Below are 21,264 nucleotides of genomic sequence, written 5' to 3' on the forward strand. Positions count from 1 at the left end.
GCGCTGGTGCGCCTTTGCCCACCCTACGGCGCCCTCAAATCCCGAGATACCGGTGCTGCAGATCAGGCTCGGCAATCAACTGCTCTGATGTCCCCGTCCACACCGTCCGCCCGCGCTCGATGATGTAGTGGCGATCGGCGATGCGGGAGAGGTTGGCGACGTTCTTGTCGATCACCAGCACGGATTGGCCGCGGCCCTTCAGCATTGACAGGCAGTTCCAGATTTCCTCGCGGATCAGCGGTGCGAGGCCTTCGGTGGCTTCGTCGAGGATCAGAAGCTTCGGGTTGGTCATCAGCGCGCGGCCGATCGCCAGCATCTGCTGCTCGCCGCCCGACAAGGTCACGCCCATGTTGTTGCCGCGCTCGGCAAGCCGCGGGAACAGCGCGTGGATCTTGTCGATGGTCCAGGGATCGGGATTGCCGGAGCGGTTGCCCGAAGCCGCCACCAGATTCTCGTAGACTGTCAGGTTCGGAAAGATCTGGCGGCCTTCCGGCACCAGGCCGATGCCGAGTTTTGCTATTCTGTAGGACGGCAGGCTGCGCACTTGCTCACCGGCGAAGCGGATCGTGCCCGCGCGGGCCGGCGTCATGCCCATGATGGAGCGGATGGTGGTGGTCTTGCCCATGCCGTTGCGGCCCATCAGGGCGACCATCTCGCCCGATTGAACCTTCAGCGACAGGCCGAACAGCACCTGGCTGAGACCGTAGCGGGTCTCGATCCCTTCAACTTCGAGCAGGGTTTCGGCGGTTTTTGATTCAGCCATGGCTCACCACCACGTGCTGGTCGCCGAGATAGGCGCGCTTGACTTCTTCATTATTTCGGATGGCGTCTGGATCGCCCGAGGCGATCACGCGGCCATAGACCAGCACCGTGATGCGGTCGGCCAGCGCGAACACCGCTTCCATGTCGTGCTCGACCAGCACGATGGTGACTTCCTTGCGCAATTCCTTGAGCAGCGCCACCATGCGCGCGGATTCGGTGATCCCGAGGCCGGCCATCGGCTCGTCGAGCAGCAGCAATTGCGGCTTGGTGGCGAGCGCCACCGCAAGTTCGAGCTCGCGCTGTTCGCCGTGGCTCAACTCCGACACCAGCACGTCGGCGCGCCTGGCGAGCCCTACTCGCGCGAGCGCCGCCTGCGCCGCGTCGCGCAGATGCCTCTCCTTGCGCGCCGAGCCCCAGAAGCGGAACGAGTGGCCGTCATGCGCTTGCGCCGCCAGCGCGACATTATCGGCTGCGGTAAAATCCGGCAGCAGGCAGGTGATCTGGAACGAGCGCGCCAGGCCAAGCCGGCTGCGCTGATAGGACGGCAGCCGCGTGATCTCGCGGCCGGCGAAGTGAATGGTGCCGGAATTCGGCATCAACTGTCCGGTCAACTGGCTGATCAGCGTGGTCTTGCCGGCGCCGTTGGGACCGATGATGGCATGCAGTTCGCCCGGCACGACATCGAGCGACAGATTGTCGGTGGCTTTGATGCCACCAAAACTTCGGACCAGGTTTTCTACACGGAGCAGAGGATCAGCCACGGCTCAACCTCCCGAGCAGGCCCATGATGCCGCCGCGCGCGAACAGCACGATCAGCAGCAATAGCGGGCCCATGATCAGCGCCCAATATTCGGTGAATTGCGACAGGACTTCTTCCAGCAGGAGGAACACGATGGTGCCCAGGACGGGACCGAACAGCGAGCCCATGCCGCCGAAGACCACCATCACCATGAGTTCGCCGGAGCGGGTCCAGTACATCCCAGCCGGGCTGATGAAATCGGTGTTGTTGGCGAGCAGCGCGCCGGCCAGGCCACAGATCGTGCCTGAGATCACGAAGCAGACGAGACGATATCTGTTGGCGTGAAAGCCGATCGCCTGCATGCGCTGCTCGTTGGAGCGCACGCCCTGCACCACCATACCGAACCGGGAATTGACGATGCGCCAGATCAGATAGACGCCACCGAACAGGCAGCCGAGGCAGAGATAGTAGAACTGCACCCGGTTCGACAGGTCGATCAGGCCACCGAAAGTGCTGCGCTTGTAGATGGTGAGGCCGTCGTCGCCGCCATAGCGAGAGAGGCCCGAGGCGATGTAATAGGCCATCTGCGCGAAGGCGAGCGTGATCATGATGAAATAGACGCCGCGGGTGCGAAGCGAGAGCGCGCCGATCACGAGCGCATAGAGGGCGGACGCGGCGAGCGCGACCGGCCACTGGATGAAGCCGGAGCCGACGCCTTCGTGGGCGAGGATGCCCACCGCGTAACCGCCGATGCCGAGATAGGCGGCGTGGCCAAAGCTCATCATGCCGCCATAGCCCATGATGAGATTGAGGCTCGCGGCCGCCAGCGCGAAAATGACGATGCGGGTGAACAGCGTCAGGATGAAGATGTTGCCGGTCAGTGCCGAATAGGCCGGCAGCAAGGTGAGGGCAAGCGCGACGAGCGCCACGATGACGTTGCGGGCGTTGATGTGAGATTTCATCGCTTGGCAGCCGGAAACAGCCCCTCCGGCCGCACGACGAGGACGATGGCCATCAGGAGATAGATCAGCATCGATGACAGCGCGGGTGCGGCGGTGGAAGCGGCGGCGGAACTCAGCACGGTGCGCAGGAGATCGGGCAGGAAGGCGCGGCCGAGCGTATCGATCATGCCGACGAAGATCGCGGCCATGAAGGCGCCGCGGATCGAGCCGATGCCGCCGATCACGATAATGACGAAAGCAAGGATGAGGATGTTCTCGCCCATGCCGATCTGCACGGTGAGGATCGGTGCCTGCATCAGCCCGGCAAGGCCTGCGAGCGCCGCGCCAAGCCCGAACACCAGCGTGAACAGCAGCTTGATGTTGATGCCGAGCGCGCCGATCATTTCACGGTTGGAGGCGCCGGCGCGGATCAGCATGCCGATTTTGGTCCGCATCACCACGATATAAAGCAATGCCGCGACCGCCAGCGCGACCACGATGATCGACAGCCGGTAGGCCGGATAGAACACGCCGGGGACGATCTGTACCGGAACGGTCAGCCAGGGCGGAAGCGGCAGCGACAGGCCGGCGGGACCCCAGATCAGCCGCACCGCGTCATTGAAGAACAGGATCAGCCCGAAGGTCGCCAGCACCTGATCGAGATGGTCGCGGCCGTAGAGGTGTCTCAGTGCGATGAATTCGAGCGCGATGCCCAGTAACAGCGTGGCACCGAGCGCGAGCAATATGCCGAGCACAAAACTATTCGTCCACGCCACGAAGGTCGCGGCGAAATAGGCGCCCATCATGTAGAGCGAGCCGTGCGCCAGATTGACGAAGTCCATGATGCCGAACACCAGCGTCAAGCCGGCCGCCAGCAGGAACAGCAACAGGCCGAACTGCAGGCCGTTCAGCGATTGTTCGATAAGGACGAGCATGAATCCTAAACTCTGGACCTAGAGCGTGATGACGCGTCATCCCGCTCTATCTTTATATTTTTGGGCATGATCTTTTCGGAAAACCGGTTCCCACTTTGCACTAACGTGGCCCTCCGGGTCCGGATCATGCCCTAACAAAACAGCGGCAGCACATCTGCGCCGCCGCCATTTTTCTTGTTGGGCGGATGATCTGTCGTTAACCGCCCCCGGGTCAAGCCCGAGGGCGCGCTCCGGCGATCATGCACCGGCCATGCCAACAATCACTTCTTCATCGGACATTTGTCGTGGAAGCGATCCTGGTCGTCCTTGACGATGGTCGCCACTGTCTTCAGCGAGAGCTGGCCGTCGGCGTCCTTGACCACATCCTGCAGGTAGAAGTTCTGGATCGGAATGTGGTTGTTGCCGTATTTGAACGGGCCGCGCACGGACTTGAAGTTGGCCTTCTCCATCTCGGCCTTCATCTCGTCCTTCTTCGAGGTATCGCCCTTCACCGCAACCACCGCACTGTTGATCAGGTTCGCGGCGTCATAGGACTGCGCGCCGTAGAAGGTCGGGCGCAGGCCGGTATACTTCTTGCGATAGTCCTCGACGAACTTCTTGTTCTCCGGGAACGGCAAATCGTTGACCCATTGCTGCGCGCCGGGCACACCGATCGCGTTTTCCTTCTGCAGCGGCAGCGACAATTCGTCGATCGTGAACGCCGTATAGAGCGGGATCTGCCCCTTCAGTCCGGCCTGGGCGTATTGATTGAGGAACTGGACACCGGCTGCGCCGGGATAGAACACGAAGATCGACTCGGCCTTGGAATTCTTGGCCTTGGTGAGCTCGGCGGAGAAGTCGAGCTGGCTCGGCCACACCGTGTATTCCTCGCCGACGACCTGGCCCTTGAAGGTGCTCTTGACGCCGGCCAGCATGTCCTTGCCGGCGGCGTAGTTCGGGCCGATCAGGAACACTGATTTCACGCCCTTCTGGTTCATGTAGGTGCCGACCGCCTGCGGGGTCTGATCGTTCTGCCAGGAGGTCGAGAACACGTAAGGCGAGCAGAGATCGCCGGCGAGCTGCGAGGGACCGGCGTTGGCCGAGATCAGGAAGGTCCTTGAATCCACTGCGGTCTTCAGCGAGGCCAGCAGCACGTTCGACCAGATATAGCCGGCGATGAAATCGACCTTGTCGGACTGGATCAGCTTTTCGGTCTTCTGCTTGCCGACATCAGGCTTCTGGCCGTCATCTTCATAGATCACCTCGACCGGTTTGCCGCCCATCTTGCGGCCGAGATGGTCGAGCGCCAGCTCGAACGAGTTGCGCATGTCGTTGCCGATCACAGCGGTCGGGCCGCTGAAGGTCGAGACAAAGCCGATTTTGATGGTGTCGCCAGCGAGCGCGGGCTGCGCCAGCGCCAGAATTGTTGCGCCTGCCAGCCAGAATGCCTTTTTCATAATCACTCCCCTCCTGTTTATCACTCAAAACCCGGTCAACCGGGCGACCGGCAACGCTTGCTCCGCGCGCCTCTTATCTGTGAGGTATTTTGTGCGCGAAATCGCCGGTCAGCGGCAAGCATGAACCCAAGGCTCCGGTTAGAACCTTCGGCGCATGCTTAAGCCACCTGCACCATAATTCGCGGATGGCGGGGATGGCAAGAAATATAATGCCGGTTGCCCCAGACGGACCAAGGGACCGGCTAGGGGGCTACCTGACATTTTCAATCTCCCCTCGCTTCCATCCATGAAAGGCTCGAGATCAATACCGAGGGCGCCCGGCAGCGCCGTCTCACACAAATCATTTTAGGCTTAAAACAATTTTTCGCAAGGGTGGAATCGCGCATTCCCACCTTCACCTTCCAGGAAGCACTCGTTCAGATCAGGTATTCCGCGCCATCGATGACGTAAGGCGCGTGGCGGAAATCCCGGATGGTCGCGACCTTGCCGGCCGACCAGCCCAGCAGCACGAAATATTTCGGCTTTGCATCGCCTTCGTTGGGATCGAACACCAGGATGGCGGGACGCCCCTCCACCAGGCCCGCCACCAGGCGCCAGTCGCTGACCTTGTCGTAATTGCCGAAATAGCGCGACACTTCGGCCTTGCCACGCAAGTGGGTCCTGCTGACGAGATCGAGCCTGACATCGTCCGAGATCATGGCGCGGATGGCATCGAAATCGCGCGCGTTGAAATGGGCGACATAGGCGCCGAGCCGCTCACGATCGGCGTCCGATAGTTTTTGCTGCGGCGTGTCGTCCGGCTCGTCGGCAATTTCACGCAATTGCGCGCGGCCGCGATGCAGCGCGGCCTTGGCCGCGGGCAGGCTGCAATCCATTACGTCGCAGATTTCCTTCAGCGAGCAGCCGAGCACGTCCATCAGGATGACACTCGCACGCTGTGGCACCGGCAACCGCATGAAGGTGCGCAAGGAGGTCGCGGCGATCTGGCGGCTTGCCACGGCATCGAGCTGGTCAACGATCATGTCCACCTCCGCTGGTCCCCGGAACGCCTCCTGGCGCTTGCGCCGGCGCAGAAAATCCAGCGCGGTGTTGTGCGCAATGCGGAACAGCCAGCCTTCGGGATTGCCGAGCGTGCCGGCGGAGGCATGCGCCTCCACCGCCTTGATCATGGCATCCTGCAGCACGTCCTCGCCGTCGATGACGGAGCCCACCATGCGCGCGCAGTAGCGATGCAGCCTTGGGCGCATCGCCACCAGCAGGCGCTCGATGTCGAACGCGCCGGACGTCTCGGGACCCACTGTCATTCAAACTCCGGCAAGCGCGTTCTCGGTCTCGCGCAACATGCGATAATTGCCGACGATGGTCACGCCTTTCGGCAGCGGCGGTTCGGCGCAACGCTCGCGAATGCCGCTTTGGAACGCCTGAAACGCCGCCAGTTTCGGCAAAGCGCTGGAGCCGTCATCGGCTGCGGTCTCGACGAAATGGATGAACGTATCATCCTCCAGCCGCAGCGACAGATAGCGAAAGCCCTCCGGCTGGGCCGCCTGCAATTCGGCAAACACCGCCGCCACCAGTTCGGCGTTCCTGTCGCTCATTTCCGGCTTGGTCTTGTACCTGATCACGGTTCGTCTCATGGCTTTCTCCTGTTCTGCGGCCATCTCGAGCCCAAAGGACGTTTGGGATTGGGCAAAGGATGCGGTGGCAGGAAATTTATTTTGCCGTCGTCCCTGCGAACGCAGGGACCCATAACCACAGGATTTTTGTTGTTGCGCTGTGCTGTGGCTCCAGCGTTCTCAACAATAATCTTCTGTGGTTATGGGTCCCGGCTCCTGATGCGCAATTGCGCATAAGGGCCGGGACGACAGCACGATGCACTTTCGCTATCGGTCGATTGACAAAGACGTATTGGAGCGGAGCCGCAAATGGCTACATAATCCAATGCGTTGAGACATCTGAAACCGGGGGTCCCGTTCCATGACGACCGTGCCGAAAGAACCCCATCACGTCGTGATCGTCGGCGCCGGTTTTGGCGGACTGGAAGCCGCCTTTGGCCTCGCCGGTGCGCCGGTCCGGATCACGCTGATCGACCGCCGCAACCATCATCTGTTCCAGCCGCTGCTCTACCAGGTCGCGACCGCTTCGCTGGCGACGTCGGAAATCGCCTGGCCGATCCGCTATCTGCTGCGTGACCGCCCCGAAGTGACGACGCTGTTTGCCAATGTGAATGGCGTCGATGCCGAGGGAAAGCGCGTGCTGCTCGAAGACGGCGAGACGATTTCCTACGACACGCTGATCCTCGCCACCGGCGCCCGCCATGCCTATTTCGGCCACGATGAATGGGAGCCGTTCGCACCAGGCCTGAAGACGCTGGAGGATGCCACGACGCTACGGCGGCGCATCCTCGTCGCCTTCGAGCGCGCCGAGCGCGAAAAGGATCCGGCACGCCGCGCGGCGCTACTCACCTTCGTCATCATTGGCGCGGGCCCGACCGGCGTCGAAATGGCCGGGACCATCGCCGACCTCGCCAAGGACACGCTGCCGCCGGACTTTCGCAACATCGACACCCACAAGACCCGCGTTGTGCTGATCGAGGCCGGCCCGCGCGTGCTCGCGGGCTTTCCCGAAGACCTCTCTTCCTATGCGCAGCGCGCGCTGGGGGAACTCGGCGTCGAAGTGGTGTTGGGGCAGCCGGTCACGGAATGTGCGATCGACGGCGTCGTCTATGGCGGCAACAGGCTGGAGGCCAGGACCATCGTCTGGGCGGCCGGCGTGCGCGCCTCGCGCGCAGCGGAATGGCTGAAGGCGCCCGCCGACCGCGCCTACCGCCTGAAGGTCGAGCCTGATCTGACCGTGCCCGGCCATCCCGACGTGTTTGCCATCGGCGATACCGTGACGATCGCCGGCCCCGACGGCAATCCCGTGCCCGGCATCGCGCCGGCGGCCAAGCAACAGGGGCGCTACGTGGCGGCGCTGATAAAGGCACGCTTGAGCGGCGGCACGCTGCCGCCGTTCCGCTACAAGCATGCCGGCAGTCTCGCGCAGATCGGCAAGAAGAAGGCCGTGATCGATTTCGGCCGCATCAAGCTGCGCGGCAACCTCGCCTGGTGGATCTGGGGCATCGCCCACATCTACTTCCTGATCGGCCTGCGCAACCGGCTCAGCGTCGCCTTGAGCTGGCTGTGGATCCACGCCCGCGACCAGCGCGCGGCGCGGCTGATCACGCAGGGCTCGAGCAAGGTCACGGGATAGGCTCGCTTCGCAGGGATCGTGCGGGCGGAGCCCCTCACCGCGCGCAGGCAAAACTGGCCGCGCTACTCGTCGGCCCCGATTTGTAATGCGGCCATGCCGGCCATTGGCACAATGGCAGCGAGCGCGTGGTCTCAAACGCCGGCGCTTCGACCTTCTGCTCGATCACCTCGAGGTCGCCGGGCGCCTTGCCGTTCTCGACCCAGTCGACCAGCACGGCCAGCATGTCGACATTGGCAGGCGCGCCGGAGCCGACATGGTCGACACCGGGCGCGGTATAGAGGCGGGCGAACTCTGCGGTCTTCTCGCGGCCCAAGGTGCGCTGCACGTTTTCGAAGTAGCGTATCCCTGCGTAAGGGCTCTGGGCATAATCAGCCATGTTTTCGAGGATCACGAGCTTGCCGCCGCGGGAGGCAAAGCGGCTGAGGTCGGGATTGGTCGAATCCATCAACCGCGATACCTGCAGCAGGCGCTCCTTGTGATCCTCGGGCTTGTAGGTCGTGACGTCGAGCTTCGGATTGCGCGCGAAGACATATTGGATGCCGCCCGCACCGTAGATCCAGGCGATGCCGTTGGCAGGCAGCGGCGGCTGCGCCGGCGCCGCCTTGCCGAGCCACCAGGCGACCCAGCCGCCGGTCGGACCGAACGCAGGGGTGTTTTCGCCGGAGACGCCCCAGCCCGGATAATCGTCAAGACCGTTCTCCAGGGAGAACGGGAACTTATACGTCGAATGCAGCGTCTTGATCGCCGCGATCTGCGTCTCGCTCAGACACTGGTCGCCGCTTTGGCCCGGCGCACAACGCAGTGTGTCCGGCTGGAATTTCGCCTTGCAGCCAACCGGGTCCAGCACCAGCGAGTCCTCGGCGCCGTCCGCCTTGTCGCAGGCAGCAAGCACCGCCTTGGCCACGAGCTCGACCTGCGCGGGACGGATCCAGCCCTCACCCATCGTTGCAAGCCCCGACCGCGTCCCGGCATGCTGCAATCCGACCCAGTTGATGACGGGCACGCGGGCAAAGATGCCGTCAAAATCGTCGGGATAGCGCTGCGCCATCGTCAACCCCTCGCGCCCGCCTTCCGACGATCCCATGAAATACAGTTTGGCCGGCGGGTTACCGTAGGCGCGCAGCATCAGCGCAACCGCGGCGTCGCGCACGCGCTTGTAGGAACGATGGGCGAAATTCTCAAAGGCCTCGTCGTTGAGCGCAAACGTCTGCGGCGGCTCGCCCGGCTTGGTCTCGTGGCCGGAATCCGTGCCATAGGTGACGAAGCCGCGCGCCAGCGGCGACGGCGCGCCGAACGGATACGCCGGCGGCAAGGCAAGCCCGGTGATCAGCACGCCGTTGAAGCCGCCACCACCATATTGCAGCGAGCGGCCGTTCCACTCGACCGGAAGATTCACCTGAAATTTGATCGGCGGCGCCTTGGGATCGGCCGGCGCGATCTGGCCGAGGACCTTGCAGAATTCCGGATTGGCCGGCGTGATGCGCGCCGCCGGCGTCGGTGCTCTTTCGGCTACGGCAAGCGGCGACGGCGCAACCATGGTCGCAGAATCGATCCGCACGGCATTGTCGGCCGGCCGGATCAAATCGCTGCAGGTCGCGGCGGGATCGCCGACCATCTTTGCGGCCGTCGCGTCTGCGGGAAGAAATGAGGTCGCAGCGAGCAGCGAGGCCAACTGGATCGACGTGCGAATATGGAATCTGAGGCGTTGCATCGTTTCCCCCTTCGCTGTCGCAGCAGCGTTTTTGACCAGCCGTCTGGCCTACAATGGTGGTGCAGGCGAAGCGGGCGTCAATCAGAAATAAGACGAGGCAAGAACGACGCCAACGTCTCGGGTTCTTTATGCGGCGATACCCCCACCCCGGCCCCTCCCCCGCAAGCGGGAGAGGGAGAGCACTTTCATTTCACCAGTGAGCAGCCGCCGTCGGCGAGTGGGCGGAAGGCCTGGTCGGCCGGAATGGTCGAGACCAGCTTGTAGTAATCGTAAGGATATTTCGACTCTTCCGGCTTTTTCACCTCGAACAGGTACATCGGGTGGATGACGCGGCCGTCCTGGCGGATGGTGACGTCGCCGAACAGCTTGTCCTTGCCCTTGAACTTCTTCATCTCAGGCACCGCATCCTTGGCGTGATCGCTGCCGGTCGCGGCCACTGCGTTGAGATAGGCGAGCGTGGAAGCATAGACGCCGGCCTGATTGCCGCTTGGCATCTTGCCGTTCACGCCCGGCCGCGCCGCGAAGCGCTTTGCAAACGCGCGGGTGTTTTCATCCATGTCCCAGTAAAACGCCTCGAACAGTTGCAGGCCCTGGCCTACCTTAAGCCCCATGCCATGGACGTCGTTGATGAACAGCAGGAATGCCACCATCGTCTGCCCGCTTTGCTGAAGCCCGAACTCTGCCGCCTGCTTCACCGCGTTGACGGTGTCGCCGCCGGCATTGGCAAGGCCGATGACCTTGGCCTTGGAATTCTGCGCCTGGAGCAGAAGCGAGGCAAAGTCCGGCGTGTTGAGTGGATGCTTAGCCGAGCCCAGCACCTTGCCGCCGTGCTTCTCGATGTAGTTGGTGGCCTCGGCCTCGATGCCCTGGCCGAGCGCAAAATTCACCGTGATGAAGTACCATTCCTTGCCGCCCCGCGCCATCATCGCCGCCGCGGTCGAGTTGCCGGTCGCCCAGGCGTCATTGACCCACTGGATGGTGTTGGGAGAGCAGGCCTTGCCGGTCAGGTCGGAGCTCGCCGTCGACGACGCAAGAAACGTCATGCGGCTGTCACGCAGCAGCGAGTTGATGGTGAGCCCAACGGCGGAATTCGGCACGTCGACCACGGCATCGACGCCATCGACGTCGAGCCATTTGCGCACGATCGCCGAACCGACGTCGGCCTTGTTCTGGTGATCGGCATAGACGATCTCGACCTTGATACCCTTGCCGCCGCCGTTGAAATCCTCCGCTGCCATGCGCGCGGCTTCTACCGAGCCCATGCCGTTGGTGTCCTGGAAGATACCGGAAATGTCGTTCAGCACGCCGATGCGCACGACATTTTCGGAAATCTCCGCGCACACCGCGCCCGACGCCATGCAAGACAAGGCAAGCGCGAGACCTAACCTTAAACCCCTCATTGTTCTCTCCCTTTTTGAATTTTGATCTTGAGCGTTCCCGGACTTCGCCGGGTTTGACTTCAGTTCAGGTGATCAGGCCGTCACAATTGTCGGTCCGGCAGATTGAGAACCAAACCATCGAGATCGGCAGCCAACTTGATCTGGCAGGACAGCCGGCTGTTGGCTCGCCGTTCGGCCGCGGCGCCGTCCAGCAACGCGTCCTCGTCGTCGCCCATGGCCGGCAGGCGGGCGAGCCAGCCCTCGTCGACATAGACGTGGCAGGTGGCGCACATCGCGTTGCCGCCGCATTCGGCCAGAATTCCACCGACATCGTGGCGCGTCGCCGCCTGCATTGCGCTTTCGCCATCGCGGGCGTCGATGCGCTGCGCCCGGCCGTCAGGATGAACAAACGTGATGCTCGGCATGGGCGGTCCGTCAGGCCGGAGAAATGGTGATGGGGAGACTTTCGAGGCCGCGCAGCGTGTTGTTGTAGCGGCGCTTCACCGGGCCTGATATCTCGATACTTGCAACCTTGCGCGCGATCGCCGCCAGCATCACCTCGCCTTCGAGGCGCGCGAGGAGCTGGCCGACGCACATGTGAATGCCCGAACCGAACCCGACATGGCCGGAGGTGCGGCGGGTGATGTCGTAGCGATCAGGATTTTCCCAACGCCGCGGATCGCGGTTGGCGGCGCCGAGGAACATCAGCACCTTTTCGCCTTCGCCGATACGATGGCCCGCGAGTTCGACCTCCCGCGTCGTGGTGCGGAAAAAGGTCTGCACCGGGCTTTCGAAACGGATCGCCTCCTCGAAGGCATTGCGCGCCAGCGTCGGATCGCTGCGCAGCCGCGCAAGCTGATCGGGGAAGCGCGCCAGGCAGTACATCGCGGCGCCGATTCCGTTGACGGTGGTGTCGAGCCCGGCCGAAAGCAGCGAGCGCACCAACAGCGGCGCCTCTTCCGCCGTGATGTCGCCGGCGTCGGCGCGCGCATGGATGCAGGCGCCGAAGCCGCCGGGCGCAAGATTTTCGCGCTGGCACTGAGCGGCGACATAGGCCTGATGTGGCGCGGAGCGCTCGATCGCCTCCTGGCGCAACTGGTTCGGCGGCCCGAACGCGTTGAACACCAGGCTCGCATACGGCAGCAGATTCTCCCGCCCCTCCTGCTTCAGGCCCATCGCATCAGGAAATACCGAGAGCGGATAGGCCTCCGCGAGATCGGCAACCGCATCGAAGCTGCCGCGATCAAGCAATTCGTCGATCTTGGCTGCGGCCATCGTCGTGAAATGTTCGCGGACCTGCTTCATGGCGGTCGGTGACAGCACCTGGGAGAGCACCGCGCGTGTCCTGGTATGCGCCGGCGGGTCCGCTTCAAGGATGATGCTTTGCGGCCGCCACGGCTTTTCCTTGGCGAAATCGCTCAAGCCAACGCCGCGGCTCGAACAGAAGGTCAGGGGATCGTTGAGGACGGCGTGCACCTCGGCATAGCGGGCGACGCCATAGACGCCCCACTTCTCGAGCCAGACCACCGGCCCGGCCTCGCGGAGGACGTCGTGGATCCGGTGCGGATCCTCGAAAAACTCGGTCGAGAACGGGTCCACGTCCAGATGGGGCACGCCGGCCGGCGCACTCCGCTCCGGGGTTGCAGAATCTATCCGGGATGTCGCGCTCATGTGGGTCTCCTGCATAATGTTCTTGCAGAGCGGTATCCGCTGTCTCTATGTCTGGAACGCTGGAGCAGCGTCGGAAAAGCATGAGCAGGAACAGACAGGCGCGCGCCCCCCGTGCGGGCGCGGCAGGCAGGAGCGGAAGGGCCGAACAGGTGCTCGACCTCGACCGTTACGTTCCGGCCCTCATCACCTTCATCGCCAACAAATTGTCGCGCAGCGCGACCGTGGTCTATCAGAAGCGCTTTGGGGTCAACGTCACGGAATGGCGGATCTTGTCGCTGCTCGCAATCGAGCCGGAAATTTCCGCGGCGCGGATCTGCCACGTGATCGGTTTCGACAAGGGACCCGTGAGCCGGACGCTGGCCGGCATGGAAGAACGCGGACTGGTCAGCATCAGGGCCGATCGCGAGGACGGTCGCACCCATTCGATCTCGCTGACCCCGAAGGGCTATGCCACCCACGACCAGGTCATCGCGGTCGCGCTCGAACGCGAGCGCCGCCTGCTCTCCTGCCTGAGCAAGCCGGAGCGGGAGACCCTGATCGCGCTGCTGCTGCGGGTGCACGGCAATCTCGACGCCGTGAAGGGCGCGGGCGAAGTCGATACGAAGAGCTGAGTGGCGTCTATTAGCTACACCGCGGCCCCCACACTGCGCACGCGACATCGCATTGCGTCGTGACGATCCGACACGCCCGAACATCCGTTTCTCCCTGTGCGGCCCGGCACTCCCGTGCTCTGCTATCGGCCGCTTTGTGCAAATACGCTCGCACAAATTAGTTGCCTTGGCAACATATACGACAAGCCTCGACGATCGATTTTCGGACCCGGCCGATTCCTGCCGGCCGCCGCCGGTCAGGTCACCTTTTGACCAGTGGGCAGTTGCCCTCGCTTTCGGGACGAAATGCCTGATCGCCCGGGATCGTAGCGACGACCTTCAACAGATCCCATTTCGACGTGGATTCGTCAGGCTTCTTCACCTCGAGCAGAAACAGCGGGTGAATCTTACGCCCGTCTGCGCGGATGGTTCCCTTGCCGAACAGCGGATCGTCGGTCGGCATCGCCTTCATCGCCGACACCACGGCCTTGCCGTCGGTGGCGCCGCCGATCTTGTCGACGGCCTTCAGATAATGCAGCACCGAAGCATAGACGCCGGCCTGCATGTCGTTCGGATAATTCTTTTGCGGATGGCGTTCGGCAAACCGTTTTGCAAAAGCGCGCGTGCCGTCGTTCAAATCCCAGTAGAACGGATTCATGATCTGCGCACCCTGGGCTGCCTTCAGGCCGAGCGCAGGAATTCCGTTCATGCCGAGGATCAATCCGACCAACTTCTGCTTTTGCGTTAGCCCGAACTCCGCCGCCTGCTTGATCGAGGTGATGGTGTCGTCACCGGCATTCGCCACGCCGACGATGTCGGCGCCCGAGGCCTGCGCCTGCAGCAAGAAGGAAGCATAGTCGGCGGTGCCGAGCGGATGGCGCACGGCGCCGAGCACTTCGCCGCCGGAGGCTTTGACGCCTTCCATCGCCTGCTTCTCCAGGTCGTGGCCGAAGGCGTAATCGGCGGTCAAAAAGAACCATTTCTTGCCGCCTTGGGCCACCACGGCTTTGCCGAGGCCGCGGCCATAGGCATAGGTATCGTAGGTCCAGTGCACGGTATTCGGCGTGCACTTTTCGCCGGTGAGCAGCGCGGTGCCGGCGCCCGAGCCGATGAAGACCTTGTTCTTCTGTTCGCTCATATTGGCAACCGCGAGCGCAATTGCCGAGTTCGGCAGGTCGAAGATGGCGTCGATGCTTTCGGTGTCGTACCAGCGCCGCGCGATGCCGACGCCGACGTCGGTCTTGTTCTGATGGTCGGCGGTGATGACGTCGACCGGCTTGCCAGCGGCCTTGCCGCCATAGTCCTCGACTGCCATTTGCGCAGCGATGACAGAGCCGATGCCCTGGTAAGTCGAGAACACGCCCGACTGGTCGTTGAGCACGCCGATCCGGACGCGGTCCTGGGCTTGGACTTGGGAAGCGCCTGCGAAGATTCCGCCGAGCGCGACCACGAGCATTCCTGTGCGAAAAAGCTGTCGCATGCGTTCCCTCCTGTATGGAAAAGGCGGCCTTCGCGACCGCTTCGAAATTACTTATAACTTATAAGCATTTTGAGGATTGTCAATTCACGTGATGCCGTGCGAGCTTTTGCCCATGGAAAGAATCGGAAAAATTTCGACGCGCAAGGACAACGGAGCGGCCAGACCGGCCGAGCCGGACTCGGCGCGAAAACTCGATCTCACCGCGCTGCAGCAGACCCCGGGATTCATGATCCGGATCCTGCAGTTGGAGAACTTCGAGGCGTTCTATCCGTATTTCGAGTCCTTAAACCTTTCACCGCTCGAATACGCCATCCTGGTTACGGTGCGGGACAACAAGACGGTGACGCAGAGCGAACTCGCCGCCGTGTTGAAGATGCAGCTCCCAAACCTCGTGAAAATCCTGTCACGCATGGAGGAGACCGGCGTCTTGAAGCGGAAGCGATCCGCGCGGGACAAGCGCGCGGTCGAGCTCAGCCTCAGTGCGGCGGGCGAGAGGCGCGCTGACGAGGCCAGCCGGCTTGGCGAGAGCTTCAATGCGCAGACGCTTTCCGCGCTCAGCAAGAGCGAGCAGACCGCATTTCTCCAGATGCTGGTGCGGCTGGTCGAGGCGCATAAGCACGCGGCGTCCCGACGCGCCTAGTCTGGCGTTTCAGCCGGCGCAGCCGATCCATTCGGACGAGGCGTCGTCGTCCAGCGTTGCCACTGCACTCGCGCGCCGCGTCAGCACCGCACGCTGGTTGATATAGCCCTTGTCGGTGATCTCGCCGCCGTCGACGGACGCCGGTTCGGCCAGCAGCAGCGCGCGCGTTGCGTGACCGGACGAGTTGCCAGCCTGCGCCTTCAGCCTCGCGAGCCCCTGGGCAATCGCACTTCGAACCCTGTCGTGGCCGATTACATCTTTTACGTCGGCGCTGTCGGGCAAGCCGGCATGTGCACGGCAGGCCGCAATATTCGGAAATACCAGGAAGCGAACCTCGTCGCCGCCATGGCCGGTCACGACAATGTCCTGCGCCAGCGGCGCCAGAGCGGCGATGCCGGCGACGCGCAAGGTGCCGACGCTGACCCAGGTGCCCGAATTGAGCTTGAAGTCCTCGGCGACGCGGCCGTCGAAGAACAGTCCGAGTTCGGGACGCGCCGGATCGGCAAAGGTCACGGCGTCGCCGATCAGATAAAAACCCTCTTCGTCGAACGCCTGCGCGGTCAATTCCGGCGCCTTCCAGTAACCGGGCGTAACATTCGGACCGCGCACCCGCACCTCGAGCTTGTCGCCTGATGGCACCAGCTTCAGTTCGGTGCCCGGGATCGGCACGCCGATATTGCCGGAGCGCTTGGCCTGAAAGTGGCAGTCGGTAGCGAGCGGCGAGGTTTCAGTCGAGCCCCAGGCCGACACCATCGGCAGCGCACGGCCAACCGTCTTGATCGAGAGTTCTTCCAGCGCGTCCCAGAGATTCTGCGGCAATGCTGCGCCGGCGTAGAAGGCGAACTTCACCTCGCTGAAAAATTTTTTGCGCAGTTCGTCGTCGCCGCGCAGCGCCGCGATCAGCATGTCAAAACCGCGCGGCACGTTGAAGTAGACTGATGGCATCACACTGCGCAGATTGGCGAGCGAGGTCGCGAACAGCCCCGGCGCCGGCTTGCCACCGTCAACATAAAGCGTGCCGCCGTTGCGCAGCACCAGATTGAAATTGTGGTTGGCGCCGAAGGTATGGCTCCACGGCAGCCAGTCGAGGATCACGAGATCCTCGCCGATATCTTCGAGGAACGTCCAGGTCTGCGCCTTGGCCTGCTGGCTCGAGGTCAGCATGCGCTGGGTGTTGATGACGGCCTTTGGCGTGCCGGTCGAGCCCGAGGTGAACAGGAATTTTGCGATGGTATCCGGCGTGACCGCGGCAAAGGCCTTTTCGACATCAGGCGTTTCCGGCGTCGCCGTGATGGCGCGGAAGGAGATCGCGCTGTCATCACCCGCACCGCCGCTGACGATGGCGGCCGAATGCAGCGGCTTGATCGCCGCCAGCGCCGCCGCAAACGGCTTTGTGTCGGACACATAGATCGCGCCCGGCCCGAGCAGTGTGACCATGCTCTTGAGCTTGTCGAAATCCGTGGACATCAGCGAATAGGCCGGCGAGATCGCGGCCGACGGCACGCCGACATGCTGGGCGGCGAGCGCGAACAGCGCGTGCTCGACGCTGTTGTCGGACAGGATCACCAATGGCCGCTCGGCGCTTAGCCCCTGCGCGAGGATCCAGGCGGCGGCCGAGCGCACCCGCTGCAACGCATCCTTGTAGGTGACGGTGGTCCACGGCGTATCAACGCTGGCGCGATCGGCGAGAAAGATTCGGTCCGGCGCCTGCCGCGCCCAATGCTCCAGCCAGTCGCCGGTGCAGCGCGCACTCGGCCGCAGCGGCGTGGTCGACCTCACCAAGATGCTACCATCGGTCCGGCGATCGGCAACGATCGCGGGCGTCGCGAATAGATTTTGGGAATCGGCACCGCTGATGGCGGCGATGGTCATGGGCTTCCTCCTGCCGCCTCGAAAGGGCTGGCTTGATGCTAATGTTGGGCGCAACAATTGTTGTCGTCAACAACAATCTTCCCCTTGGCCAGGCGAAGCGCTAGAAGGGAACGATGGCGAGGAACAGTCAGGCACCCAGAATTGCCAAGTCACGAATAGCCAAGTCACGCGCTGGTATCCGGCCGCGCCCCGGCCGCACGCGAAGTGAAAACGGCAACGCGCACAGCGATCTGATGAACGGCGAAATCGGCCTCGATGCGCTGGCGGGCCACGCCGGCTACGCGGTGCGGCGCTTTCAGATCTGGATTTTCCAGGATTTCATTCGCACGCTCAGCGCCGTCGATATCCGGCCGACGCAGTATTCCGTGATGACGGTGATCGGCGCCAATCCAGGGCTGAGCCAGATGGCTGTTGCAAAACGACTCGGCATCGAGCGCGCCCGACTGGTGCACCTCCTGGACAGCCTTGAAGAGCGCGATCTCGTCAGCCGCGTCAAATCCGCCGCCGACCGGCGCTCCCACGCGCTGCACCTGACCGCCCGCGGCCGGACGGCGCTGGCGCAGTTCAAGCGGCTTGCTGCCGAACATGAGCGCCATGTGGCCGAGAAGATCGGCAAGGAGAACCGGGAGAAACTGCTGCAGATACTCTCGAACTTCACCTGAGCGCGGCCGGCGCCGCGCCTTGGGCTGAATCGCCTAAGTTTTAGGCAGTCGCCGGCTATGGCCGGCGCTCATGGCATGCGCAGTCGCCTCGTAAGCACATGAAATTACGAATCTATATTTGAGCGTTGGCTCGACCAAGCGATTGTACACAATGGCACATCGCTTGCTTCAGTCGGGGTAACCTTTGCTCGCTGGAGTTTTGCCGCCATGGGGTCCGACGCGCCCGAAACCGTTGCCGCCATCGTCGCCGCGCACCGCGCCGGCGCGATCACCCCGGCGCAAACCATCGCGCGCAGCTATCAACGTATCCGCACCCATAACGATCCCGCCGTGTTCATCAGCTTGCGCGACGAGAAGGATGCGGTGGCGGAGGCCGAAGCACTGGCCTCGAAAGATGCGGCATCGCTTCCGCTGCTCGGCGTCCCGGTTGCAGTGAAGGACAATATCGACGCGCTGGGCTTAGCGACTACGGCCGCCTGCCCGGCCTTTTCCTATTTGCCCGTGCAGGACTCGACGGCGGTCGCAAAACTGCGGGCGGCCGGCGCCATCATCATCGGCAAGACCAATCTCGACCAGTTCGCGACCGGCCTGGTCGGCGTCCGCTCGCCCTACGGCATTCCCGTCAATCCGATCCGCGCCGATCTCGTTCCAGGCGGGTCGAGTTCGGGCTCGGCAGTCGCGGTTTCCGCCGGCTTGGTGCCGCTGGCGCTCGGCACCGACACCGCGGGTTCTGGCCGCGTGCCGGCGATGCTTAACAACATCGTAGGGCTGAAGCCGAGCCTCGGCATGATCTCCAACGCCGGGCTCGTCCCGGCCTGCCGCACGCTGGACTGCATTTCGGTATTCTCGCTCACGGTCGACGACGCAATGACCGCGCTGGCTGCGATGGTGGGCGCCGATGGCGCCGATCCATATTCGCGCGATCGGCCACTAGGATCGATGTCCGCATTTCCCGAAACACTCCGGCTTGGCGTGCCGCGCAATGGCCAATTGATCTTCTTTGGCGACGCGGCTTCCGAGAAATCCTATGGCGAGGCGCTCAAGCGCTGGACGCAGCTTGGCGCCACGCTGGTCGAATTCGACCTCGAGCCGTTTTATGAGACCGCGCGGCTGCTCTATGAGGGACCCTGGGTTGCTGAACGCTATCTGGTCATCCGCGATCTGCTCACGTCATCGCCGGATTCGATCCATCCGGTGACCCGCGAAATCACCGCCGCCGGCGCGCGGCTGACCGCGGCTGAAACCTTCGCCGCGCTCTATCGGCTGCAAGCGCTGCGGCGCACAGCCGAGCGCAGCTTTGCCAATTTCGACGCGATGGTGCTGCCGACGGCGCCGACCGCCTATTCGACCGCGCAGGTGCTGGCCAATCCGATCGAGCTCAACAGCCGGCTCGGCACTTACACCAATTTCGTCAACCTGCTCGACCTCTGCGGCCTCGCGCTGCCGGCAGCGATGCGCGCGGATGGCATCCCGTTCGGCATCACGCTATTGGCGCCCGCAGGACGCGACGCACAGCTCGCCAGCATCGGCCGCGTGTTTCATGCCGATACCAAATTGAAGATGGGAGCCAAGGGGTTGACGCCGCCACCGCTCGCTCCATTGCCGGCAGCCGCGGATGGCGACGAGATCACCCTCGCAGTGGTCGGCGCGCATCTCTCCGGCATGGCGCTCAACGGCGAGCTGCAGGCCCTCGGTGGACGCCTGATCGAGACGACCACGACCGCGCCGGACTACAAGCTCTACGCGCTCGACACGGTGCCGCCGAAACCCGGCATGCTGCGCGTGGACGGCGGCGCGGGACATTCGATCAAGCTGGAGCTATGGGCGCTGTCGGCGAGAGCCTTCGGCAAATTCGTCGCCGCGATCCCGCCGCCACTCGGCATCGGCACGATACGGCTCGCCAACGGAAGGGGCGTGAAGGGATTTCTGGTCGAGCCGGCAGCCATCAACGGCGCGCGCGATATTTCAGCCTATGGCGGCTGGCGCGCGTTCATGGCGGAGAAGGCGGCGGTGTAGCTCTCGTGTCCCAGACGCGGTGCAGCGTGTAGCGCTGCGTCCGGGGAACGCACTCCGACGAAATACCTACACCGACACCGCGTAAATTTCATACTCCCCGCGCACCAGTTCGATATGCGCGCGCATCGCCGCCGCCGCGCCGGCCTTGTCGCCGCGCATGATCGCGACCACCACGCGGTCGTGCTCAGCATGGGACTTTGCCAGCCGCCCGAGATTGCGGAATTGGGCGCGGCGGAATGGCTGCACGCGCACCCGCGTCGCCAGCGTCATCTCGGCGATGTAGCTGTTCTGCGAACCGGCATAGATCGCGTTGTGAAAGCGCTCGTTGACCGCGTGAAAGCGTTCCGGATTGCCGGCATGGCTCAGCACCCGCAATTCCTCGTGGATCGCTTCCAGCTTCTGGCGATCCCCCGGCGGCATCCGTTCGGCCGCGAGCCCCGCGCACAGCGCTTCCAGCTCCGCCATCGCTTCGAACATCTCGGTCAGGCGGTCCAGTGAGGGCTGCGCCACCACGGCGCCGCGATGTGCGCGGGCTTCGACCAGGCCGCTTGCCACGAGCTGTCGCAGCGCCTCGCGCACCGGCGTGCGCGACACGGCAAAGCGCCGGGCGATATCGCTCTCGTCGAGCGCCGATCCCGGCGGCAGCACGCCGCGCACGATCTCATCGGCGAGCTGCAGCCGCAGTTCTTCGGCGCGCGTGACCTTGTCCCGCTGCGACGAAGGGCGATCGACGCGGCGAACCGTGGCTTCCGGCAGATCTTCCAGACTCATGCCTTTTGATCCATTTGCTTGGAAGATTTGGGCTCGTCGATGATGCTGACATGGGCCGCGACGATCTTCCAACCTTCGGGAAACCGTATCCAGGTTTGCATCTGCCGCCCGACCTTTCCGGGTGCGCCGTCGCGATAGAACAGCGTGGAGGCCACGGCCGTATCGCGGCCATAGGTCGTGATCACCATCTTATCGGTTCGCCGCATCAACCCGACCGGCGAGCGTGCAGCGCGGAACGCCATGATGGCATCGTAGCCGTAGAGATTTTCGCCGATGCCATAGCGCAGCGTGCGGGGATCGTTACGGAACAATTCGTCCAGCACCGCCACGTCGTTCGACACCAGCGCCTTTTCGTAACGTTCGAACTGCGCGGTGACTTCGGCGAGCACGTCGGGAAGATCGATCTCCAT

At 63.4% G+C, this 21,264-nt stretch carries 20 protein-coding genes; 5 read left to right on the forward strand and 15 right to left on the reverse strand.

The genetic code is table 11. The features are described from left to right. Positions 1–34 precede the first annotated feature (34 nt). From V1277_RS11915 to V1277_RS11945, 7 genes are all read right to left on the reverse strand, one after another. Entirely contained in the window at positions 35–763 is a 729-nt protein-coding gene (locus V1277_RS11915) for an ABC transporter ATP-binding protein (protein WP_334416312.1), read from the reverse strand. Next, the gene (locus tag V1277_RS11920; protein WP_334416313.1) at positions 756–1,523 is read right to left on the reverse strand and encodes an ABC transporter ATP-binding protein; all 768 of its coding nucleotides are present in this window, start codon (positions 1,521–1,523) and stop codon (positions 756–758) included. The genes V1277_RS11915 and V1277_RS11920 overlap by 8 nt, the downstream gene beginning before the upstream one ends. Continuing rightward, positions 1,516–2,463, reverse strand: a complete 948-nt coding sequence (locus V1277_RS11925) for a branched-chain amino acid ABC transporter permease (RefSeq protein ID WP_334416314.1) — start codon at positions 2,461–2,463, stop codon at positions 1,516–1,518. Before V1277_RS11925 ends, V1277_RS11920 begins: the two co-directional genes overlap by 8 nt. Then, a complete protein-coding gene (locus V1277_RS11930; RefSeq protein ID WP_334416315.1) occupies positions 2,460–3,377 on the reverse strand; it encodes a branched-chain amino acid ABC transporter permease in 918 nt (305 codons plus the stop codon). The genes V1277_RS11925 and V1277_RS11930 overlap by 4 nt, the downstream gene beginning before the upstream one ends. Positions 3,378–3,637: 260 nt before the next feature. Continuing rightward, positions 3,638–4,813 carry an ABC transporter substrate-binding protein gene (locus tag V1277_RS11935; RefSeq protein ID WP_334416316.1) on the reverse strand — a complete coding sequence of 392 codons (1,176 nt, stop codon included), beginning with the start codon at positions 4,811–4,813 and terminating at the stop codon, positions 3,638–3,640. 416 nt (positions 4,814–5,229) lie between these two features. After that, positions 5,230–6,117, reverse strand: a complete 888-nt coding sequence (locus tag V1277_RS11940) for a sigma-70 family RNA polymerase sigma factor (protein ID WP_334416317.1) — start codon at positions 6,115–6,117, stop codon at positions 5,230–5,232. Then, entirely contained in the window at positions 6,118–6,447 is a 330-nt protein-coding gene (locus V1277_RS11945; RefSeq protein ID WP_334416318.1) for a hypothetical protein, read from the reverse strand. A 340-nt stretch (positions 6,448–6,787) separates the two neighbouring features. Between V1277_RS11945 and V1277_RS11950 the strand changes: the two genes are divergently transcribed. Further along, the gene (locus tag V1277_RS11950; RefSeq protein ID WP_334416319.1) at positions 6,788–8,062 is read left to right on the forward strand and encodes an NAD(P)/FAD-dependent oxidoreductase; all 1,275 of its coding nucleotides are present in this window, start codon (positions 6,788–6,790) and stop codon (positions 8,060–8,062) included. Between the two features lie 34 nt (positions 8,063–8,096). On the opposite strand, the gene V1277_RS11955 is transcribed toward V1277_RS11950, so the two are convergent. From V1277_RS11955 to V1277_RS11970, 4 genes are all read right to left on the reverse strand, one after another. Beyond that, positions 8,097–9,677 carry a tannase/feruloyl esterase family alpha/beta hydrolase gene (locus tag V1277_RS11955; protein WP_334420343.1) on the reverse strand — a complete coding sequence of 527 codons (1,581 nt, stop codon included), beginning with the start codon at positions 9,675–9,677 and terminating at the stop codon, positions 8,097–8,099. 281 nt (positions 9,678–9,958) lie between these two features. Further along, the gene (locus V1277_RS11960) at positions 9,959–11,173 is read right to left on the reverse strand and encodes an ABC transporter substrate-binding protein (RefSeq protein WP_334416320.1); all 1,215 of its coding nucleotides are present in this window, start codon (positions 11,171–11,173) and stop codon (positions 9,959–9,961) included. 80 nt (positions 11,174–11,253) lie between these two features. Then, complete coding sequence (locus V1277_RS11965; RefSeq protein WP_334416321.1) at positions 11,254–11,577, reverse strand: 2Fe-2S iron-sulfur cluster-binding protein; 324 nt, start codon at positions 11,575–11,577, stop codon at positions 11,254–11,256. A 10-nt stretch (positions 11,578–11,587) separates the two neighbouring features. Continuing rightward, positions 11,588–12,823: a cytochrome P450 gene (locus V1277_RS11970; protein ID WP_334416323.1), complete on the reverse strand. Its 1,236-nt coding sequence runs from the start codon at positions 12,821–12,823 to the stop codon at positions 11,588–11,590. 80 nt (positions 12,824–12,903) lie between these two features. Here V1277_RS11970 and V1277_RS11975 point away from each other — a divergent pair, with 80 nt between their 5' ends. Next, positions 12,904–13,434 (forward strand): MarR family winged helix-turn-helix transcriptional regulator, encoded by a 531-nt coding sequence (locus tag V1277_RS11975; RefSeq protein WP_028351876.1) that lies wholly within the window; start codon positions 12,904–12,906, stop codon positions 13,432–13,434. Between the two features lie 241 nt (positions 13,435–13,675). Here the strand turns inward: V1277_RS11975 and V1277_RS11980 are convergent, their stop codons facing one another. Beyond that, complete coding sequence (locus V1277_RS11980; RefSeq protein WP_442894472.1) at positions 13,676–14,893, reverse strand: ABC transporter substrate-binding protein; 1,218 nt, start codon at positions 14,891–14,893, stop codon at positions 13,676–13,678. 112 nt (positions 14,894–15,005) lie between these two features. Here V1277_RS11980 and V1277_RS11985 point away from each other — a divergent pair, with 112 nt between their 5' ends. Beyond that, on the forward strand, positions 15,006–15,533 hold the full coding sequence (locus V1277_RS11985; protein WP_334416324.1) for a MarR family winged helix-turn-helix transcriptional regulator: 528 nt from the start codon (positions 15,006–15,008) through the stop codon (positions 15,531–15,533). Between the two features lie 9 nt (positions 15,534–15,542). Here V1277_RS11985 and V1277_RS11990 read toward each other — a convergent pair whose 3' ends face one another. After that, entirely contained in the window at positions 15,543–17,405 is a 1,863-nt protein-coding gene (locus V1277_RS11990; RefSeq protein ID WP_334416325.1) for a feruloyl-CoA synthase, read from the reverse strand. A 113-nt stretch (positions 17,406–17,518) separates the two neighbouring features. On the opposite strand from V1277_RS11990, the gene V1277_RS11995 reads away from it, so the two are divergent. Both V1277_RS11995 and atzF read left to right on the forward strand, forming a co-directional pair. Then, entirely contained in the window at positions 17,519–18,067 is a 549-nt protein-coding gene (locus V1277_RS11995) for a MarR family winged helix-turn-helix transcriptional regulator (protein ID WP_442894473.1), read from the forward strand. 207 nt (positions 18,068–18,274) lie between these two features. Then, positions 18,275–20,083, forward strand: a complete 1,809-nt coding sequence (gene atzF / locus V1277_RS12000; RefSeq protein WP_334416327.1) for an allophanate hydrolase — start codon at positions 18,275–18,277, stop codon at positions 20,081–20,083. A 66-nt stretch (positions 20,084–20,149) separates the two neighbouring features. On the opposite strand, the gene V1277_RS12005 is transcribed toward atzF, so the two are convergent. Then, positions 20,150–20,854, reverse strand: coding sequence for a GntR family transcriptional regulator (locus V1277_RS12005; RefSeq protein WP_334372287.1), 705 nt, complete (start codon positions 20,852–20,854; stop codon positions 20,150–20,152). Further along, entirely contained in the window at positions 20,851–21,264 is a 414-nt protein-coding gene (gene hpxZ / locus V1277_RS12010) for an oxalurate catabolism protein HpxZ (RefSeq protein ID WP_334416328.1), read from the reverse strand. Before hpxZ ends, V1277_RS12005 begins: the two co-directional genes overlap by 4 nt.

The sequence above is a fragment of the Bradyrhizobium sp. AZCC 1588 genome, assembly GCF_036924735.1.
GTDB lineage: Bacteria > Pseudomonadota > Alphaproteobacteria > Rhizobiales > Xanthobacteraceae > Bradyrhizobium.

Bases quoted from the DNA above. Each gene is read 5' to 3' on its own strand.
- V1277_RS11925 (WP_334416314.1), bottom strand. From the start codon at position 2,463: ATGAAATCTCACATCAACGCCCGCAACGTCATCGTGGCGCTCGTCGCG.
- V1277_RS11955 (WP_334420343.1), bottom strand. From the start codon at position 9,677: ATGGTCGGCGATCCCGCCGCGACCTGCAGCGATTTGATCCGGCCGGCC.
- V1277_RS11935 (WP_334416316.1), bottom strand. From the start codon at position 4,813: ATGAAAAAGGCATTCTGGCTGGCAGGCGCAACAATTCTGGCGCTGGCG.
- V1277_RS11960 (WP_334416320.1), bottom strand. From the start codon at position 11,173: ATGAGGGGTTTAAGGTTAGGTCTCGCGCTTGCCTTGTCTTGCATGGCG.
- V1277_RS11915 (WP_334416312.1), bottom strand. From the start codon at position 763: ATGGCTGAATCAAAAACCGCCGAAACCCTGCTCGAAGTTGAAGGGATC.
- V1277_RS11965 (WP_334416321.1), bottom strand. From the start codon at position 11,577: ATGCCGAGCATCACGTTTGTTCATCCTGACGGCCGGGCGCAGCGCATC.
- V1277_RS11940 (WP_334416317.1), bottom strand. From the start codon at position 6,117: ATGACAGTGGGTCCCGAGACGTCCGGCGCGTTCGACATCGAGCGCCTG.
- V1277_RS11930 (WP_334416315.1), bottom strand. From the start codon at position 3,377: ATGCTCGTCCTTATCGAACAATCGCTGAACGGCCTGCAGTTCGGCCTG.
- V1277_RS11950 (WP_334416319.1), top strand. From the start codon at position 6,788: ATGACGACCGTGCCGAAAGAACCCCATCACGTCGTGATCGTCGGCGCC.
- V1277_RS11995 (WP_442894473.1), top strand. From the start codon at position 17,519: ATGGCGAGGAACAGTCAGGCACCCAGAATTGCCAAGTCACGAATAGCC.
- V1277_RS11985 (WP_334416324.1), top strand. From the start codon at position 15,006: ATGGAAAGAATCGGAAAAATTTCGACGCGCAAGGACAACGGAGCGGCC.
- V1277_RS11945 (WP_334416318.1), bottom strand. From the start codon at position 6,447: ATGAGACGAACCGTGATCAGGTACAAGACCAAGCCGGAAATGAGCGAC.
- V1277_RS12005 (WP_334372287.1), bottom strand. From the start codon at position 20,854: ATGAGTCTGGAAGATCTGCCGGAAGCCACGGTTCGCCGCGTCGATCGC.
- V1277_RS11980 (WP_442894472.1), bottom strand. From the start codon at position 14,893: ATGCGACAGCTTTTTCGCACAGGAATGCTCGTGGTCGCGCTCGGCGGA.
- atzF (WP_334416327.1), top strand. From the start codon at position 18,275: ATGGGGTCCGACGCGCCCGAAACCGTTGCCGCCATCGTCGCCGCGCAC.
- V1277_RS11990 (WP_334416325.1), bottom strand. From the start codon at position 17,405: ATGACCATCGCCGCCATCAGCGGTGCCGATTCCCAAAATCTATTCGCG.
- V1277_RS11970 (WP_334416323.1), bottom strand. From the start codon at position 12,823: ATGAGCGCGACATCCCGGATAGATTCTGCAACCCCGGAGCGGAGTGCG.
- hpxZ (WP_334416328.1), bottom strand. From the start codon at position 21,264: ATGGAGATCGATCTTCCCGACGTGCTCGCCGAAGTCACCGCGCAGTTC.
- V1277_RS11975 (WP_028351876.1), top strand. From the start codon at position 12,904: ATGAGCAGGAACAGACAGGCGCGCGCCCCCCGTGCGGGCGCGGCAGGC.